The following is a 14,957-nucleotide window of genomic DNA, read 5'->3' as shown; positions in this document are numbered from 1 at the left end:
TCTACCTATCAAATATAAAAAAATGTAATTTAGGAGGAACATTTAAAAATGGCAAAAGAAAAATATGATCGTTCTAAACCACATGTTAACATTGGTACTATCGGCCACGTTGACCATGGTAAAACAACTCTAACAGCTGCAATTACAACTGTTTTAGCTAAAAACGGATTAGGCGAAGCTTCAAGCTTTGATACAATTGATAGAGCTCCAGAAGAAAAAGAACGTGGTATCACTATTAATACATCTCACGTTGAATATGAAACAGAAAACCGTCACTATGCTCACATTGACGCACCAGGACACGCGGACTATGTTAAAAACATGATCACAGGTGCTGCGCAAATGGACGGCGCTATCTTGGTAGTGTCTGCAGCTGACGGTCCAATGCCACAAACTCGTGAACATATCCTATTGTCACGTAACGTTGGTGTACCATACATCGTTGTATTCTTAAACAAAATGGATATGGTTGACGATGAAGAATTACTTGAATTAGTTGAAATGGAAGTACGTGATCTATTAACTGAATACGACTTCCCAGGTGATGACACTCCTGTTATTTCTGGCTCAGCTTTGCGCGCTTTAGAAGGTGACGCAGAATATGAACAAAAAGTCTTGGACTTAATGGCAGCTGTGGATGACTTCATCCCAACTCCTGAACGTGACCATGACAAACCATTCATGATGCCGATTGAAGATGTTTTCTCAATCACCGGTCGTGGAACTGTTGCTACAGGTCGTGTTGAACGTGGAACTGTTAAAGTCGGCGATGAAGTTGATATCATCGGTATCCATGAAAATGTTAAGAAGACAACTGTTACAGGTGTAGAAATGTTCCGTAAGTTGTTGGATTACGCTGAAGCGGGCGATAACATCGGTACATTATTGCGTGGTGTTTCTCGTGATGATATCGAACGTGGTCAAGTGTTAGCTAAACCAGGTTCAATCACACCACACACAAAATTCTCAGCTGAAGTTTATGTATTGACAAAAGAAGAAGGCGGACGTCATACACCATTCTTCTCAAACTATCGTCCACAATTTTACTTCCGTACAACTGACATCACTGGGGTCATTGAATTGCCAGAAGGCACTGAAATGGTTATGCCAGGTGATAACGTAGCAATGGAAGTTGAACTAATTCACCCTGTTGCTATTGAAAACGGCACTCGTTTCTCAATTCGTGAAGGCGGACGTACTGTTGGTTCAGGCGTTGTTTCTAACATTGAAAAATAACTCTATTTAGCTTAGAGGTAAGAAAACTTCCCAAAAGCGTCTATTTGCTTTTTGGGAAGTTTTTTTGTTATGAAAAAGAAAGGTAGGTTATAAGGCTCTTTGTCAAATAGTGTTGTTTAAGCAAAACCTTTATAAAAAGAAGGACTTCGGTTCTTCTTTTTTTGTTATTTTATAAGATCTCAAGAAGCCCTTGTTGAATAAGCACTCGCTTACGTAGATGATTAAAAGAACGAAAGCCAAAGGCAATCCGTTGAATTACTTTAATCAAGTTGTTTTTCCCTTCAAGTTTGCCGTTGGAATACGGTTGAGTAAAAGATAAGGTAATTTCTTTACGGTACTTTTGGAGGTGACGTAAGGATTTTTTAAAGGGTTCTTCTAATAAAGGCGACAGTTGATCAATGATAGCGAAAAATGGTTGCGCTTTGCCGTTTTCAAAAGCGTCAAGCAGATCTTGATAAACATCATAAGAAGCCTTAAGCACGGGATCAATGGTTAATAAGTAATCCACAACTTCCGATTCCGTCACATATTTTTGGCGAAAAAGAGGGAACTGTTTCAAATGGTCGTACCCCAAGTTTTTATGCTTTTTTTGGAGCTGTTTCCAGTATTTTTTTAATTTGCGATAATCCTTCATTTGTTGGGCGCTCTTTTTGTCCAGCTGGTTCATCGACCGAATCCGCTGCTGGTTAAAAGCTCGAGAAATCTGTTGGATAATGTGGAAATGATCCACAAGAATCTTGGCCTTCGGAAATACTTGAGGGATCATTTTTCCATAAGCCGAATTCATATCCATAACCACATGTTGGACTCTTTTCCGCGCTTGTTGAGTAAATCGTTGAAAGTAAGCAATCAGTTTGAAATTGCGGCGATCGTCCAAGATATCGATAATTTTTCCTGTCTGAGCGTCACTGAAGATAAAACACATGGCTCCTTCACAGTCCTTCGTGCCTTTGAATTCATCGATTAGCAAATGTTTCGGTAAATGGTTGGGATTGAATTTAAGTCCTTGATAGAAGGTATCCAATACGCGTTCCACGGTTTTAAATGAGACCCCATAGCGTAAAGCAATATCTTTCATCGATAGTTTTTTCTTCAAGTCTATCGCAATGGCAAACTTCAAGGCTTGCGAAATATAACAGTCTTTGGCGATATAATAGGTCCTGGCACTAAAAGTATGATGACAGGATTTACAATAAAATCGTTGCTTAAATAAGCGTAAAACGCTGGGCACTTCCTGATAAGGAATTAATTGAATATCCGAAGCCTTTGGCGAATGTTTAATAAGAAGATTCTCTTCATTTATGAGGCCACAACATTCGCAAGCTTTCGGGGTGTAGGTAAGGACACCGTAAAAGACATTCGTCATTCGATGATGAATGGGTTCTTTTTGAACTGCTTGAGCGGAAAAAAAGATGTGAGGGTCCTTAATATTGAGTAAGTTTTTAAGGCCTACATCTAGATTTTGATCTTTAATTTTGATATCTTTGTATTGAAGCATTTGTTTTCTCCTTTTATTTTGGTGTCCAACTTAATTATAAAGGAAACAAATGCTTTTTTGTTATATAAAAAATTAGTGTTATTACTAATTTTTTTAGTAACAACACTAAATATTATAGACCCGGTTATAAAGGAGCTTGTTGGCCCTGAGTCAGACAAAGTAAGGGCCATTGGCAAGGTAATTGGACTTACGTCAGTTAAATGAAGGACCACAAATAAAGTTATTGGCCCAAACTTAGCGACAGTAAGGACCAAATAGCAAAATATTGACCCTGAGTCAGACGAAGTAAGGGTCAAAAGTATCTCTTAGTATATACATAAAATATTCTAACCATTTTTTTTCAAATGCTCTGTAATTAAGGTTAGTTTTTGTTTAAAAATTAACCGTTCTTTGTCATCTAAAGGAGTATAGTTAACTCGCATCGAGGAGGTATGATTGCTAAATAAAAAAGAAGGGGCAACGAGTAAATTATTTCGTAGAAACATTTGCCAGTCATTTCTTGTTAATTTTTGGTGTCGCCAACTTAACCAATAATAAAGCCCTCCGCTCACAGGAAAGAACTGCCAGTCTTGACTAAAAGCTTGTAAAGTATCTGTAAAGGCTTGACTTCTATCATGTAGATTGGTCGCTAGTTGTTGCTGTTGTGTTTTATAGTTAGATTGTGACAAAGCAGCTGTGGCGAAAAGTTGTGGTAATAAATCCGTTTTATTATCCATGACTTGTTTTGCATCAGCTAAACTTTTAACCAAGGGCTTTGGTGCAAATAACCAACCGATTTTTATTGAAGAACTGAAAATTTTAGATAAAGAGCCTAAATAAATCACTTGGTTAGGAGCTAAAGATTTTAAAGAAGGAAGTGCTTGGCCAAAATTTAATTCACGAAAGACATCATCTTCAATAATAGGTAGATGATATTTCTGGCAAATTTGTAAAACTTCTTTGCGTCGTTTCAAAGACATTGAGTTTCCTGTTGGATTTTGATGATTCGGATTTAAATATAATAGTTTTATTTTCTTTTTTTGAATCAATTCTTCTAGAGCCCTGCAATCAATGCCTTCTTTATTTTGCACAACTCCTTTCAAATGAACACCTCTTGCAGCAAATAAAGGTAAAGAAAATAAAAATGAAGGGTCTTCGGTAGCAATGGTATCGCCTGGATTTAATAGTACTTGAATAAGCCAAAAAATACCTTGGGTAGACCCAGAAGTAATCAGTAGATCTTGTCCATAACCTGTAACATCTGGAAAAAAGCGTTTAGTGATTTGTTTTTTTAAAGGAATGTAACCTGTAGGCGTCATTTGTCTTTCTTCGTGCATGATCTGATCCCATGTCATAGTGGGAAATTCAAAGTCTGGAATCAAGTCATTGCTTAAATCACCTGTGTAAAGGTCCAAACTCTTTTTAGCAGCTTTTTGGTTTTTGATTTGGGTAATATAAGGATCTTCTTTTAATAGTGGACTAGAAAATAAAGCGTTCCACTGATAAATAGCGAATTGTCGGTTTCCCCATTGACCATGCGTTACGTGGGTACCACTACCTTGTTTACGCTCTAACCAACCTAAACTAGTTAACTCTTCAAAGGCATGTACTACTGTTGAACGATTTACTTGTAAAATTTGGGCTAAATTTCGTTCAGATGGCAGACGCTGCCCAGGTGTTAACTCAGTTTGCTGAATACTAGCAATAATTTGTCGTAGCAGTTGTTGGTAATAGGGCTCTTTTTTTGTTTTGTCGATTGTCCAGATAATAATCACCTTCTAAATTGGATGAGTTAAAAATAGTCCAATTGGCTCTTTTCGTCAAGTAAAACTATGCTATACTCGAGGGTAAATAAAAGAGGATGTGAAATTATGGAAAAAGTATTAACAATTGCTGGCTCTGATTCGAGTGGTGGTGCAGGTATTCAAGCTGACTTGAAAACATTTGAGGAATATGGCGTTTTTGGTTTTTCAAGTTTAACCTCTATTGTGACCATGGATCCTGATAATGGCTGGAGCCACGAGGTAACCTCTATTTCTGAAGAAATGTTAGAAAAACAGTTAATCTCTGTATTTGCCGGTGATCCAATGGATGTAATAAAAACTGGAATGATGGGTAACGAGAAAAACATAGCATTAGCTAGTCGGTATATCGATTTCTATCAAATCAAAAATGTCGTTATTGACCCAGTAATTGCTTGTAAAGGAACTGCACAAATTTTACAGCCTAAAAGTGTGGAAGGTATAAAAAAATATTTTCTTCCTCAAGCATTAATTGCTACACCTAACTTAGAAGAAGCAGGTATTTTATCTGGTTTGGGGGATCTAGAAAATATCGAAGACATGAAAAAGGCAGCATCAATCATTCATCAAATGGGTGCAAAAAACGTTATTGTTAAAGGTGGCCATCGTCTGGCTTCTGATAAGGCCTTAGATGTTTTCTATGATGGAAAAAATTATCAAGTACTTGAGGGACCGTTATTTGCAACCGATTTTAACCATGGTGCTGGATGTACTTTTGCTGCAGCCATTGCAGCCGGGATCGCTAAAGGTTACTCAGTCTTTAACGCTTGTAAAACAGCTAAGGCATTTGTGGCTGCTGGAATTGAGCATGGGGTGTCGATCAACCCCTATGTTGGACATATCTGGCACGGTGCTTATAATGAAGCAGAAAAAAGGATGGTAGCAGCAGATGAGAATAACGACTAGACATGTCGTAATGATTGCCCTTTTTACAGCACTGACAGTTATTGGCACGATGATTAAGATCCCTTTACCTACAGGTGCTTTTGTTCATTTAGGTAATGCAGTCTTACTTTTGGCAGTTTTATTTTTAGGCTATGTCAAAGGATCGCTTGCTGGAGGATTGGGCTTTGCTATTTTTGATATGTTAAATGGTTATGCTATAGAAGCGCCTTATTTTATAGTAGAAAGTTTTATTGTAGGTGCAACAGCTTATGGTTTGTTCTTGCTTTATCACAAAAACCCCACGCATATTTGGCAGATTATTATTATTGCGGCTGGCACAGGAGTAGTAAAATTAATCATGACGCAAATAAAAAATATGGTTCGACAACTTTATTTGGGAATGGATTTTCCGACAGCTTTCACTACTGCAATCTTTTCTCTGCCTGCTACTGTAGTTAATGTTGTGTTAACAGCAATATTAGTTTCGTTTTTATATTTTCCCTCAAAAAGAGCGTTGGCTACAATCCTTTAATAAAAAATCCTGAAAAAATGTAGGGAGCTTGAATGCTTCCTGCATTTTTTTGAAAACTAAACTGAAAACTTTTCTTGAAAATTAAAATTTATAGGAAAAAAAGCTTGCTATTCAAGCTTTGTCATAATATAATGTAAAAGGTGCTTTTTTCTTAGGGGAAAAAATATTCTCCATTGGAAAGAGGATCAGTCGGCTAGGAAACGAGAGGTTGCGACACGCCCGGGCGCTTTGCCACGGCCGAGTGTGACGGAGATTTTCGTGGAGCTATGTCTACTTTTAAAATAGGCGAAGGAGGGAAAATAATGGCAAAACAACAAATTCGTATTCGTTTAAAAGCGTATGAACATCGTATTTTAGACCAATCGGCGGATAAAATCGTAGAAACTGCACAAAGGACAGGGGCGGCTATTTCAGGTCCAATCCCATTGCCAACACAACGCAGCGTATACACCGTCATCCGTTCACCACATAAATTTAAGCAATCACGTGAACAGTTTGAAATGCGTACGCACAAACGTCTTATTGACATTGTAAATCCAACACCAAAAACTGTTGATGCTTTAATGAAGCTAGATTTACCATCAGGTGTAAATATTGAAATTAAATTATAATTAAAAATTGGAGGTGTAATCATGGCTAAAGGAATCTTAGGAAGAAAAGTAGGAATGACTCAGATCTTCACTGAATCTGGCGAATTAATCCCGGTAACAGCTATTGAAGCAGAACCTAATGTTGTTTTACAACTTAAAACAGTTGAAAACGATGGTTACGAAGCTGTTCAATTGGGTTTTCAAAATAAACGTGAAATTTTGAGTAACAAACCTGCTAAAGGTCATGTTGCAAAAGCAAACACGGCTCCTAAGCGCTTCATTCGCGAGTTCAAGAATGTAGGGCTTGAGGGCTTAGAAGTAGGAACAGAAATTAAAGTTGATACATTCGAAGCTGGAGATGTTGTTGACGTAACAGGAACCAGTAAAGGCAAAGGCTTCCAAGGCGTTATCAAGCGTTATGGACAAGCTCGCGGCCCAATGGGACATGGTTCTCACTTTCATCGTCATCCCGGTGGATTAGGTCCACTTGAACCCAAACACGTATTAAAAGGCAATAGTCTTCCAGGTCGTATGGGCGGCAACCGAGTAACAATTCAAAACTTAGAAGTTGTACGTGTAGATACTGACCGCAATGTCATTTTAATCAAAGGGAATATCCCTGGCGCGAAAAAATCATTGATTACTATTAAATCTGCTGTAAAAGCTAAATAATTAGATAGGAAGAAAGGAGGAACTAAGGAATGCCAAATGTAGCATTATTCAAACAAGACGGTAGCCAAAATGGCGAAGTCACATTAAATGAAGAAATTTTCGGAATTGAACCGAATGAATCAGTTGTTTTTGATGCCATTACGATGCAACGTGCTTCGTTAAGACAAGGAACACACGCTGTGAAAAATCGTAGTGCAGTATCAGGTGGCGGTAAAAAACCATGGCGCCAAAAAGGAACTGGACGAGCACGTCAAGGAACTATTCGTGCACCACAATGGCGTGGTGGAGGTATAGTATTTGGCCCAACGCCACGTTCTTACAGCTACAAACTTCCTAAAAAAGTTCGTCGCTTAGCAATTAAATCTGTATTGTCAGAAAAAGTTGCTTCAAATAATTTTGTAGTTGTAGATGCATTGAATTTTGATGCACCAAAAACAAAAGAATTCAAACAAGTATTAGAAAACTTATCGATCGATTCAAAAGTGTTGGTCGTTGTAGAATCAGAAAATAAATTTGCATCATTATCTGGACGTAATCTATCAAACGTAACAGTCGTTACTTCTGATAATGTTACTGTGTTAGATGTTGCAAAGAGTGATAAAGTATTAGCCACTCAAACTGCTCTTACTCAAATTGAGGAGGTGCTTGTATAATGAATTTACTAGATGTAATCAAACGTCCAGTGATCACTGAAAAAACAATGCTTGATATGGACGAAAAAAAATATACGTTCGAAGTTGACACTGGCGCAAATAAAACATTAGTAAAACAAGCTGTTGAGTCAGCTTTTGATGTAAAAGTTGCAAATGTCAATATCCTCAATGTACATCCTAAACCAAAACGTATGGGTCAATATCAAGGATATACAAGAAAACGTCGCAAAGCAGTTGTTACTTTAACGCAAGACTCAAAAGAAATTGAAATTTTCTCAGCAGAATAAGCTGAACTGTTTGCATAAAAATCGAAATAGGAGGGAAATGACGTGGCACTTAAAAAGTATAAACCTATTACCAATGGTCGTCGTAATATGACAACATCTGACTTTGCTGAAGTTACTACTAACAAACCAGAAAAAACATTAATGGCGCCATTGAAAAACAATGCAGGTCGTAATAATAACGGTCGCATTACTGTACGTCATCAAGGTGGCGGACATAAACGGAAATACCGTATGATCGACTTTAAGCGTAATAAAGATGATGTTAAAGCGACAGTTAAATCGATCGAGTATGATCCAAACCGTTCCGCAAATATCGCGTTAGTTCATTATGAAGACGGAGTAAAATCATACATTTTAGCACCAAAAGGTCTAAAAGTCGGCGCAACAGTTGTTTCAGGAAGCCAAGCTGATATTAACCTTGGAAACAGCCTGCCTTTAAAGGATATTCCAGTAGGTACTGTCGTGCATAATGTTGAATTGAAACCAGGTAAGGGTGGACAATTAGTCCGTTCTGCAGGAACTAGAGCCCAAGTACTTGGTAATGAAGGAAAATACGTATTGGTTCGTTTGAATTCAGGCGAAGTTCGTATGATCTTGTCGACTTGTCGTGCTACAGTTGGTTCAGTTGGGAATGAACAACATGAATTGATCAACATCGGAAAAGCAGGTCGTTCACGCTGGATGCATAAACGTCCAACTGTTCGTGGTAGTGTTATGAACCCTAACGATCACCCACATGGTGGTGGGGAAGGAAGAGCACCAGTAGGACGTGTAGCGCCACTTTCTCCTTGGGGACAAAAAGCTGTTGGTTTGAAAACTCGTAAGAAGAACAAAGCATCCAATAAGCATATTGTTCGTGGTCGTAAGAAGAAATAAATTATTAACTGTTTATAACATAATTTAAAAGGAGGTTCACCATGAGTCGTAGTGTTAAAAAAGGACCTTTTTGTGATGATCATTTGATGAAAAAAATTGAAGCACAACAAGGTGTTGAAAAGAAAAAAGTAATTAAGACTTGGTCTCGTCGTTCAACGATCTTCCCAAGTTTTATCGGATATACTATCGCCGTGTATGACGGACGTAAACATGTTCCTGTTTATATCCAAGAAGACATGGTAGGACACAAATTAGGTGAGTTTGCACCAACAAGAAACTTTCGCGGACACGCTAAAGATGATCGTAGAACATCAGCTCGCTAATCTGAGAGGAGGAAAAAGAAATGGCAGAACAAATTACCTCAGCAAAAGCTACTGCTAAAACAGTTCGCGTTTCTCCTCGCAAATCACGTTTAGTTATTGATTTGATTAGAGGGAAAAGCGTCAGTGAAGCTATTGCTACTTTGAAATTTACGCCAAATAAATCAGCTGGAGCTATTGAAAAAGTATTGATGTCAGCTGTAAGTAATGCAGAAAACAACTATGACTTAGAAGTTGAAAATTTAGTTGTGGCTGAAGCATTTGTAGATGAAGGACCAACCATGAAACGTTTCCGTCCTCGAGCAAAAGGTTCAGCATCTCCAATCAACAAACGTACAAGTCATATCACGGTTGTTGTATCAGAAAAATAAGGAGGGATAGTCAGTGGGTCAAAAAATAAATCCAATTGGAATGCGTATCGGTATTATCCGTGATTGGGAAGCAAAATGGTATGCTGAAAAAGAATACGCAGATTTATTACATGAAGATTTACGGATCCGTGAATTTATCGGTGAAAAACTTGCTGAAGCAGCAGTATCGACTGTAGAAATCGAACGTGCTGCAAAACGTGTGAATATTTCAATCCACACTGCAAGACCAGGTATGGTTATCGGTAAAGGCGGTTCTGAAGTCGAAAATCTAAGAAAACAATTAAATAAATTAACAGGCAAACGAGTTCATATTAACATCGTTGAAGTTAAGAAATCTGATTTAGATGCAAAATTAGTTGGAGAAGGCATTGCCCGTCAACTTGAAAATCGTGTTGCGTTTCGTCGCGCACAAAAACAAGCGATCCAACGTACAATGCGTGCAGGAGCAGAAGGTATTAAAACCCAAGTTTCTGGTCGTTTAAACGGAGCAGATATTGCTCGTGTAGAAGGTTATTCAGAAGGAACTGTTCCTTTGCATACACTTCGTGCAGATATTGATTATGCATGGGAAGAAGCAAACACAACATACGGAAAACTAGGAGTTAAAGTGTGGATCTATCGTGGAGAAATTCTTCCAACTAAAAATAACACTGAGAAGGGAGGGGAATAAACATGTTAGTACCTAAACGTGTAAAACACCGTCGTGAGTTCCGCGGAAGAATGCGCGGAGAAGCTAAAGGCGGTAAAGAAGTTACTTTTGGCGAATATGGTTTGCAAGCTCTTGAATCTTCTTGGATTACAAACCGACAAATTGAAGCTTCCCGTATCGCGATGAACCGTTATATGAAACGCGGTGGGAAAGTATGGATCAAAATTTTCCCTCACAAATCTTATACAGCAAAAGCTATCGGCGTGCGTATGGGTTCAGGTAAAGGGGCACCAGAAGGTTGGGTAGCGCCAACAAAACGTGGTAAAATCCTTTTTGAAATCGCCGGAGTTTCCGATGAAGTCGCTAAAGAAGCTTTACGCCTTGCTTCTCACAAATTGCCAATTAGAACCAAGATCGTAAAACGTGAAGAAATGGGTGGTGAATCGAATGAAGGTTAAAGATATCAGAGAGTTAACCACTGCCGAAATGCTAGATCAAGAAAAACAATTTAAAGAAGAATTGTTTAATCTTCGTTTCCAATTAGCTACCGGACAACTAGAAAATACAGCGCGTATTAAAGAGGTACGCAAATCGATTGCACGCATCAAAACGGTGTTGCGTGAACAAGTAAAGTAATAATGGAAGGAGGCCATGAATCGTATGACTGAAGAAAGAAATCACCGTAAGGTTTATCAAGGGCGCGTGGTATCTGATAAAATGGATAAAACAATTTCTGTTGTCGTCGAAACAAAGAAAAATCATCCAATTTACGGCAAACGGATTAATTATTCGAAAAAATACAAAGTGCACGATGAAAACAATGAAGCCAAAACTGGTGATATCGTGAGAATTATGGAAACTCGTCCATTATCAGCTACAAAACGTTTTCGTTTAGTAGAAATCGTTGAAAAAGCAGTGATTATTTAATTACACGAGATTTTCCTATATAGATTAAATTGCTATATTTGAAAGGAGGATATACATCGTGATCCAACAAGAAAGTCGTTTAAAAATTGCTGATAATTCGGGGGCACGCGAAATTTTAACGGTCAAAGTCCTAGGTGGCTCAGGTCGAAAAACTGCGAATATCGGTGATGTGATCGTCGCTACGGTCAAACAAGCAACGCCAGGTGGGGTTGTCAAAAAAGGCGAAGTTGTAAAAGCAGTGATTGTTCGTACAAAATCAGGCGCTCATCGTGCTGACGGTTCTTATATTAAATTTGATGAAAATGCTGCGGTGATCATTCGCGATGATAAAAGCCCACGCGGAACTCGTATCTTCGGGCCAGTTGCTCGCGAACTACGCGAAAGTAATTACATGAAGATTGTTTCGCTAGCACCAGAAGTACTATAGTGGTTATTTAATATCAAAGGAGGTGCGAAACAAGAATGTTTGTTAAAAAAGGCGATAAAGTAAAAGTTATTACTGGTAAAGACAAAAATAAAGAGGGCGTCATTTTAGAAGCTCATCCAAAAAACGACAAGGTTGTCGTCGAAGGTGTTAATGTTGTGAAAAAACATCAAAAACCTTCTCAAACTGCACCGCAAGGCGGGATCTCTGAGCAAGAAGCTCCGATCCATGTATCGAACGTTATGTTGATCGATCCTTCAAGTGGTGAAGCAACCCGAGTTGGCTATCAAACAGTGGACGGCACAAAAGTCCGTGTTTCTAAAAAAACTGGTGAAGTTATTGATAAATAAACAAATCAAGAAAGGAGGGGCAACTAAATGAACCGCCTTAAAGAAAAATATACACAAGATATCGTTCCATCATTAGTACAAAAATTTGACTATAGCTCTGTTATGCAAACACCAAAGGTTGAAAAAATCGTTATTAATATGGGTGTTGGTGATGCAGTATCTAATGCTAAGAATCTAGACAAAGCAGTTGAAGAATTACAATTGATTTCTGGACAAAAACCTTTAGTGACAAAAGCTAAAAAATCTGTTGCAGGCTTCCGTCTGCGTGAAGGAATGCCAATCGGCACTAAAGTTACTTTACGTGGAGACAGAATGTATGACTTCTTGGATAAATTAGTGAATATTTCCTTACCACGTGTACGTGACTTCCATGGTGTAAGCAAAAAAGCTTTCGATGGTCGGGGAAACTACACTTTAGGTATCAAAGAACAATTGATCTTCCCTGAAGTCGACTATGATTCAGTTGACAAGGTACGAGGAATGGATATCGTTATTGTTACAACAGCAAACACTGATGAAGAATCTCTTGAATTGTTAACTCAATTAGGAGTGCCATTCCAAAAATAAAAGGAGGCGAAGAAATTGGCTAAAAAGTCACAAGTTGCTAAAAATAAACAAACCGCAAAATATTCAGTACAAGAATATACTCGCTGTGAACGCTGTGGTCGTCCACGTTCTGTTTATCGTAAATTTCACCTTTGCCGTATTTGCTTCCGCGAACTGGCCTACAAAGGTCAAATTCCCGGCGTGAAGAAAGCTAGCTGGTAAAAAAGTAAACTCGCAAAAAGGAGGTAAATCATCTAATGGTCATGACAGATCCAATTGCAGATTTTCTAACACGTATCCGTAATGCCAATATGGCAAGGCATGATGTTTTAGAAGTTCCTGCTTCAAAAATCAAACACGACATTGCTGAAATCCTTAAAAATGAAGGTTTCGTTCGTAATGTTGAATATATAGAAGATGACAAACAAGGCGTAATCCGTTTATTCCTTAAATACGGGAAAGATGGTGAACGTGTGATCACTAACTTGAAACGTATCTCTAGACCAGGTCTGCGTGCTTATGTTAAAGCTGACGAAGTACCTAAAGTATTGAATGGTTTAGGCATTGCAGTTGTTTCAACTTCTGACGGTGTGATCACTGACAAAGAAGCTAGAGCAAAAAATGTTGGCGGCGAAATTGTCGCTTATGTATGGTAATTTAATAAATACACAAGGAGGTGTCTTTCCGTGAGTCGTATTGGGAATAAAGTTGTTGTATTGCCAGAAAGCGTTGAAGTTAAAATGGATGGCAACGATGTAACAGTTAAAGGACCCAACGGTGAATTAACTCGTGCATTTTCACCAGATATTAAATTTAATATCGATGGAAATGAAGTGACATTTACCCGTCCAAACGAAAGTCAGAAAATGAAAACAATTCATGGAACAACCCGTGCAAACTTCAATAATATGGTTGTAGGTGTATCTGAAGGCTTTCAAAAATCATTAGAACTTGTGGGGGTTGGATACCGTGCCCAATTACAAGGGACAAAACTTATTTTAAACGTTGGTTATTCACAACCAGTTGAGTTAGAAACTCCAGCAGGGACTACCATTGAAGTTCCAGCCAATAACCAAATTATAATCAAAGGTTCTAATAAAGAACTTGTTGGTAAAGTGGCTGCTAAGATTCGTAGTATTCGTTCACCAGAGCCTTATAAAGGCAAGGGTATTCGTTATGCTGGCGAACAAGTGCGCAGCAAAGAAGGTAAAACAGGTAAATAAACAAGTCCGCAAAAGAGTAAGACAAATCGCGGCTTAGACTAATACAGTTAAAGAGGTGACAATTGTGATTACAAAACCAGACAAAAATAAAACACGTCAAAAAAGACATCAACGTGTGAGAAATAAAATCTCTGGTACTGCTGAGTGCCCACGCTTGAACGTTTTCCGTTCTAATAAAAACATCTACGCGCAAGTAATTGATGACGTAGCGGGTGTGACGCTAGCAAGTGCCTCTACCTTGGATAAAAATATTTCAGGTGGAACAAAAACTGAGCAAGCAGAAACAGTCGGTAAATTAGTTGCTGACCGTGCATCAGAAAAAGGTATTAAAAAAGTAGTCTTTGACCGTGGTGGATACCTTTACCATGGCCGCATAGCAGCTTTAGCAACAGCTGCACGCGAAAATGGACTAGAATTTTAAAAAAAGGAGGAACACCATTCATGGCTTATATTGATCCAAATAACTTGGAAATAGAAGACCGTGTCGTTGCGATCAACCGAGTATCAAAGGTCGTAAAAGGCGGTCGTCGTATGCGTTTTGCAGCTTTAGTCGTTGTCGGTGATAAAAACGGGCACGTAGGATTTGGTACAGGTAAAGCACAGGAAGTACCAGAAGCAATCCGTAAAGCTGTTGACGACGGAAGGAAAAACTTAATCGAAGTACCAATAGTTGGCTCAACAATCCCGCATGAAGTCATTGGCTCATTCAGTGGTGGATATATTCTATTGAAACCAGCTGAAGCTGGTGCTGGAGTTGCTGCAGGTGGACCTGTTCGTGCGGTATTAGAACTTGGCGGTGTAGCCGATGTAACATCTAAATCTTTAGGCTCTAATACGCCGATCAATGTTGTGCGTGCAACAATTAAAGGATTGACAGAATTAAAACGCGCTGAAGAAGTTGCTGAACTTCGCGGCAAATCTGTAGAAGAAATTATTGGTTAGGAGGACAATTCTAATGGCTGAATTAAAAATCACATTAAAAAGCAGTATTATTGGACGTCCTCAAAATCAACGCGATACAGTAAAAGCGTTAGGATTAAAAAAAGTGAACAGCACTGTTGTTAAACCTGCGAATGAGGCAGTCAAAGGCATGGTTGCAACTATTGCACACTTAGTGGACGTAGAGGAAGTGTAACA

25 protein-coding genes are annotated in these 14,957 nt (G+C 38.5%); 23 read left to right on the top strand and 2 right to left on the bottom strand.

Annotated elements, in window-relative coordinates; translation table 11 throughout:
* Nucleotides 1-48: 48 nt before the first annotated feature.
* Nucleotides 49-1,236, top strand: coding sequence for an elongation factor Tu (gene tuf / locus AC806_RS10370; RefSeq protein WP_061840770.1), 1,188 nt, complete (start codon nucleotides 49-51; stop codon nucleotides 1,234-1,236).
* Nucleotides 1,237-1,405: 169 nt separating this feature from the next.
* Here tuf and AC806_RS10365 read toward each other — a convergent pair whose 3' ends face one another.
* The gene (locus AC806_RS10365; RefSeq protein WP_012345024.1) at nucleotides 1,406-2,734 is read right to left on the bottom strand and encodes an ISL3 family transposase; all 1,329 of its coding nucleotides are present in this window, start codon (nucleotides 2,732-2,734) and stop codon (nucleotides 1,406-1,408) included.
* 326 nt (nucleotides 2,735-3,060) lie between these two features.
* Nucleotides 3,061-4,488, bottom strand: coding sequence for an aminotransferase-like domain-containing protein (locus tag AC806_RS10355; protein WP_373853313.1), 1,428 nt, complete (start codon nucleotides 4,486-4,488; stop codon nucleotides 3,061-3,063).
* 96 nt (nucleotides 4,489-4,584) lie between these two features.
* On the opposite strand from AC806_RS10355, the gene thiD reads away from it, so the two are divergent.
* From thiD to rpmD, 22 genes are all read left to right on the top strand, one after another.
* Nucleotides 4,585-5,421, top strand: a complete 837-nt coding sequence (gene thiD, locus AC806_RS10350; RefSeq protein ID WP_014125645.1) for a bifunctional hydroxymethylpyrimidine kinase/phosphomethylpyrimidine kinase — start codon at nucleotides 4,585-4,587, stop codon at nucleotides 5,419-5,421.
* Nucleotides 5,405-5,932 carry an ECF transporter S component gene (locus tag AC806_RS10345; RefSeq protein ID WP_069029272.1) on the top strand — a complete coding sequence of 176 codons (528 nt, stop codon included), beginning with the start codon at nucleotides 5,405-5,407 and terminating at the stop codon, nucleotides 5,930-5,932. The genes thiD and AC806_RS10345 overlap by 17 nt, the downstream gene beginning before the upstream one ends.
* Nucleotides 5,933-6,234: 302 nt before the next feature.
* Nucleotides 6,235-6,543 (top strand): 30S ribosomal protein S10, encoded by a 309-nt coding sequence (rpsJ, locus tag AC806_RS10340; protein WP_014125643.1) that lies wholly within the window; start codon nucleotides 6,235-6,237, stop codon nucleotides 6,541-6,543.
* A gap of 21 nt (nucleotides 6,544-6,564) precedes the next feature.
* On the top strand, nucleotides 6,565-7,194 hold the full coding sequence (rplC, locus tag AC806_RS10335) for a 50S ribosomal protein L3 (RefSeq protein ID WP_061840772.1): 630 nt from the start codon (nucleotides 6,565-6,567) through the stop codon (nucleotides 7,192-7,194).
* Between the two features lie 29 nt (nucleotides 7,195-7,223).
* Nucleotides 7,224-7,847, top strand: coding sequence for a 50S ribosomal protein L4 (gene rplD, locus AC806_RS10330; RefSeq protein WP_069029271.1), 624 nt, complete (start codon nucleotides 7,224-7,226; stop codon nucleotides 7,845-7,847).
* On the top strand, nucleotides 7,847-8,134 hold the full coding sequence (rplW, locus tag AC806_RS10325; RefSeq protein ID WP_061840773.1) for a 50S ribosomal protein L23: 288 nt from the start codon (nucleotides 7,847-7,849) through the stop codon (nucleotides 8,132-8,134). Before rplD ends, rplW begins: the two co-directional genes overlap by 1 nt.
* A gap of 42 nt (nucleotides 8,135-8,176) precedes the next feature.
* Nucleotides 8,177-9,010: a 50S ribosomal protein L2 gene (rplB, locus tag AC806_RS10320; protein ID WP_061840774.1), complete on the top strand. Its 834-nt coding sequence runs from the start codon at nucleotides 8,177-8,179 to the stop codon at nucleotides 9,008-9,010.
* Between the two features lie 41 nt (nucleotides 9,011-9,051).
* The gene (gene rpsS / locus AC806_RS10315; RefSeq protein ID WP_014125638.1) at nucleotides 9,052-9,333 is read left to right on the top strand and encodes a 30S ribosomal protein S19; all 282 of its coding nucleotides are present in this window, start codon (nucleotides 9,052-9,054) and stop codon (nucleotides 9,331-9,333) included.
* A gap of 20 nt (nucleotides 9,334-9,353) precedes the next feature.
* Entirely contained in the window at nucleotides 9,354-9,701 is a 348-nt protein-coding gene (gene rplV, locus AC806_RS10310) for a 50S ribosomal protein L22 (RefSeq protein ID WP_014125637.1), read from the top strand.
* Nucleotides 9,702-9,714: 13 nt separating this feature from the next.
* Nucleotides 9,715-10,371 carry a 30S ribosomal protein S3 gene (gene rpsC / locus AC806_RS10305; RefSeq protein ID WP_061840775.1) on the top strand — a complete coding sequence of 219 codons (657 nt, stop codon included), beginning with the start codon at nucleotides 9,715-9,717 and terminating at the stop codon, nucleotides 10,369-10,371.
* A 2-nt stretch (nucleotides 10,372-10,373) separates the two neighbouring features.
* Nucleotides 10,374-10,808 (top strand): 50S ribosomal protein L16, encoded by a 435-nt coding sequence (gene rplP, locus AC806_RS10300; RefSeq protein WP_014125635.1) that lies wholly within the window; start codon nucleotides 10,374-10,376, stop codon nucleotides 10,806-10,808.
* Nucleotides 10,798-10,986: a 50S ribosomal protein L29 gene (rpmC, locus tag AC806_RS10295; RefSeq protein WP_014125634.1), complete on the top strand. Its 189-nt coding sequence runs from the start codon at nucleotides 10,798-10,800 to the stop codon at nucleotides 10,984-10,986. The genes rplP and rpmC overlap by 11 nt, the downstream gene beginning before the upstream one ends.
* Before the next feature lie 24 nt (nucleotides 10,987-11,010).
* Nucleotides 11,011-11,277: a 30S ribosomal protein S17 gene (rpsQ, locus tag AC806_RS10290; RefSeq protein WP_014125633.1), complete on the top strand. Its 267-nt coding sequence runs from the start codon at nucleotides 11,011-11,013 to the stop codon at nucleotides 11,275-11,277.
* 58 nt (nucleotides 11,278-11,335) lie between these two features.
* Nucleotides 11,336-11,704, top strand: a complete 369-nt coding sequence (rplN, locus tag AC806_RS10285) for a 50S ribosomal protein L14 (protein ID WP_014125632.1) — start codon at nucleotides 11,336-11,338, stop codon at nucleotides 11,702-11,704.
* 35 nt (nucleotides 11,705-11,739) lie between these two features.
* Complete coding sequence (gene rplX, locus AC806_RS10280; RefSeq protein ID WP_014125631.1) at nucleotides 11,740-12,051, top strand: 50S ribosomal protein L24; 312 nt, start codon at nucleotides 11,740-11,742, stop codon at nucleotides 12,049-12,051.
* 27 nt (nucleotides 12,052-12,078) lie between these two features.
* Nucleotides 12,079-12,618 carry a 50S ribosomal protein L5 gene (gene rplE / locus AC806_RS10275; RefSeq protein WP_061840776.1) on the top strand — a complete coding sequence of 180 codons (540 nt, stop codon included), beginning with the start codon at nucleotides 12,079-12,081 and terminating at the stop codon, nucleotides 12,616-12,618.
* A 15-nt stretch (nucleotides 12,619-12,633) separates the two neighbouring features.
* The gene (locus tag AC806_RS10270) at nucleotides 12,634-12,819 is read left to right on the top strand and encodes a type Z 30S ribosomal protein S14 (protein WP_014125629.1); all 186 of its coding nucleotides are present in this window, start codon (nucleotides 12,634-12,636) and stop codon (nucleotides 12,817-12,819) included.
* 35 nt (nucleotides 12,820-12,854) lie between these two features.
* The gene (gene rpsH, locus AC806_RS10265; protein WP_014125628.1) at nucleotides 12,855-13,253 is read left to right on the top strand and encodes a 30S ribosomal protein S8; all 399 of its coding nucleotides are present in this window, start codon (nucleotides 12,855-12,857) and stop codon (nucleotides 13,251-13,253) included.
* A gap of 30 nt (nucleotides 13,254-13,283) precedes the next feature.
* Nucleotides 13,284-13,820: a 50S ribosomal protein L6 gene (gene rplF / locus AC806_RS10260; RefSeq protein WP_014125627.1), complete on the top strand. Its 537-nt coding sequence runs from the start codon at nucleotides 13,284-13,286 to the stop codon at nucleotides 13,818-13,820.
* Nucleotides 13,821-13,884: 64 nt separating this feature from the next.
* Nucleotides 13,885-14,241 carry a 50S ribosomal protein L18 gene (rplR, locus tag AC806_RS10255; protein WP_014125626.1) on the top strand — a complete coding sequence of 119 codons (357 nt, stop codon included), beginning with the start codon at nucleotides 13,885-13,887 and terminating at the stop codon, nucleotides 14,239-14,241.
* A gap of 20 nt (nucleotides 14,242-14,261) precedes the next feature.
* Nucleotides 14,262-14,762 (top strand): 30S ribosomal protein S5, encoded by a 501-nt coding sequence (rpsE, locus tag AC806_RS10250; RefSeq protein WP_069029270.1) that lies wholly within the window; start codon nucleotides 14,262-14,264, stop codon nucleotides 14,760-14,762.
* Nucleotides 14,763-14,775: 13 nt separating this feature from the next.
* Nucleotides 14,776-14,955: a 50S ribosomal protein L30 gene (rpmD, locus tag AC806_RS10245; protein ID WP_014125624.1), complete on the top strand. Its 180-nt coding sequence runs from the start codon at nucleotides 14,776-14,778 to the stop codon at nucleotides 14,953-14,955.
* Nucleotides 14,956-14,957: the final 2 nt, after the last annotated feature.

It is taken from the genome of Tetragenococcus halophilus, assembly GCF_001712815.1.
Taxonomy (GTDB): domain Bacteria; phylum Bacillota; class Bacilli; order Lactobacillales; family Enterococcaceae; genus Tetragenococcus; species Tetragenococcus halophilus.
This window is presented reverse-complemented; position numbering and strand designations above follow the sequence as displayed.

Excerpts from the sequence above, each read along its gene's own strand:
- rplV (WP_014125637.1), top strand. The coding sequence starts at position 9,354 with ATGGCAGAACAAATTACCTCAGCAAAAGCTACTGCTAAAACAGTTCGC.
- rplW (WP_061840773.1), top strand. The coding sequence starts at position 7,847 with ATGAATTTACTAGATGTAATCAAACGTCCAGTGATCACTGAAAAAACA.
- rpsS (WP_014125638.1), top strand. The coding sequence starts at position 9,052 with ATGAGTCGTAGTGTTAAAAAAGGACCTTTTTGTGATGATCATTTGATG.
- rpmC (WP_014125634.1), top strand. The coding sequence starts at position 10,798 with ATGAAGGTTAAAGATATCAGAGAGTTAACCACTGCCGAAATGCTAGAT.
- rpmD (WP_014125624.1), top strand. The coding sequence starts at position 14,776 with ATGGCTGAATTAAAAATCACATTAAAAAGCAGTATTATTGGACGTCCT.
- rpsQ (WP_014125633.1), top strand. The coding sequence starts at position 11,011 with ATGACTGAAGAAAGAAATCACCGTAAGGTTTATCAAGGGCGCGTGGTA.
- AC806_RS10345 (WP_069029272.1), top strand. The coding sequence starts at position 5,405 with ATGAGAATAACGACTAGACATGTCGTAATGATTGCCCTTTTTACAGCA.
- rplX (WP_014125631.1), top strand. The coding sequence starts at position 11,740 with ATGTTTGTTAAAAAAGGCGATAAAGTAAAAGTTATTACTGGTAAAGAC.
- rpsJ (WP_014125643.1), top strand. The coding sequence starts at position 6,235 with ATGGCAAAACAACAAATTCGTATTCGTTTAAAAGCGTATGAACATCGT.
- tuf (WP_061840770.1), top strand. The coding sequence starts at position 49 with ATGGCAAAAGAAAAATATGATCGTTCTAAACCACATGTTAACATTGGT.
- thiD (WP_014125645.1), top strand. The coding sequence starts at position 4,585 with ATGGAAAAAGTATTAACAATTGCTGGCTCTGATTCGAGTGGTGGTGCA.
- rpsE (WP_069029270.1), top strand. The coding sequence starts at position 14,262 with ATGGCTTATATTGATCCAAATAACTTGGAAATAGAAGACCGTGTCGTT.
- rplD (WP_069029271.1), top strand. The coding sequence starts at position 7,224 with ATGCCAAATGTAGCATTATTCAAACAAGACGGTAGCCAAAATGGCGAA.
- rpsH (WP_014125628.1), top strand. The coding sequence starts at position 12,855 with ATGGTCATGACAGATCCAATTGCAGATTTTCTAACACGTATCCGTAAT.
- rplP (WP_014125635.1), top strand. The coding sequence starts at position 10,374 with ATGTTAGTACCTAAACGTGTAAAACACCGTCGTGAGTTCCGCGGAAGA.
- rplC (WP_061840772.1), top strand. The coding sequence starts at position 6,565 with ATGGCTAAAGGAATCTTAGGAAGAAAAGTAGGAATGACTCAGATCTTC.
- rplE (WP_061840776.1), top strand. The coding sequence starts at position 12,079 with ATGAACCGCCTTAAAGAAAAATATACACAAGATATCGTTCCATCATTA.
- AC806_RS10365 (WP_012345024.1), bottom strand. The coding sequence starts at position 2,734 with ATGCTTCAATACAAAGATATCAAAATTAAAGATCAAAATCTAGATGTA.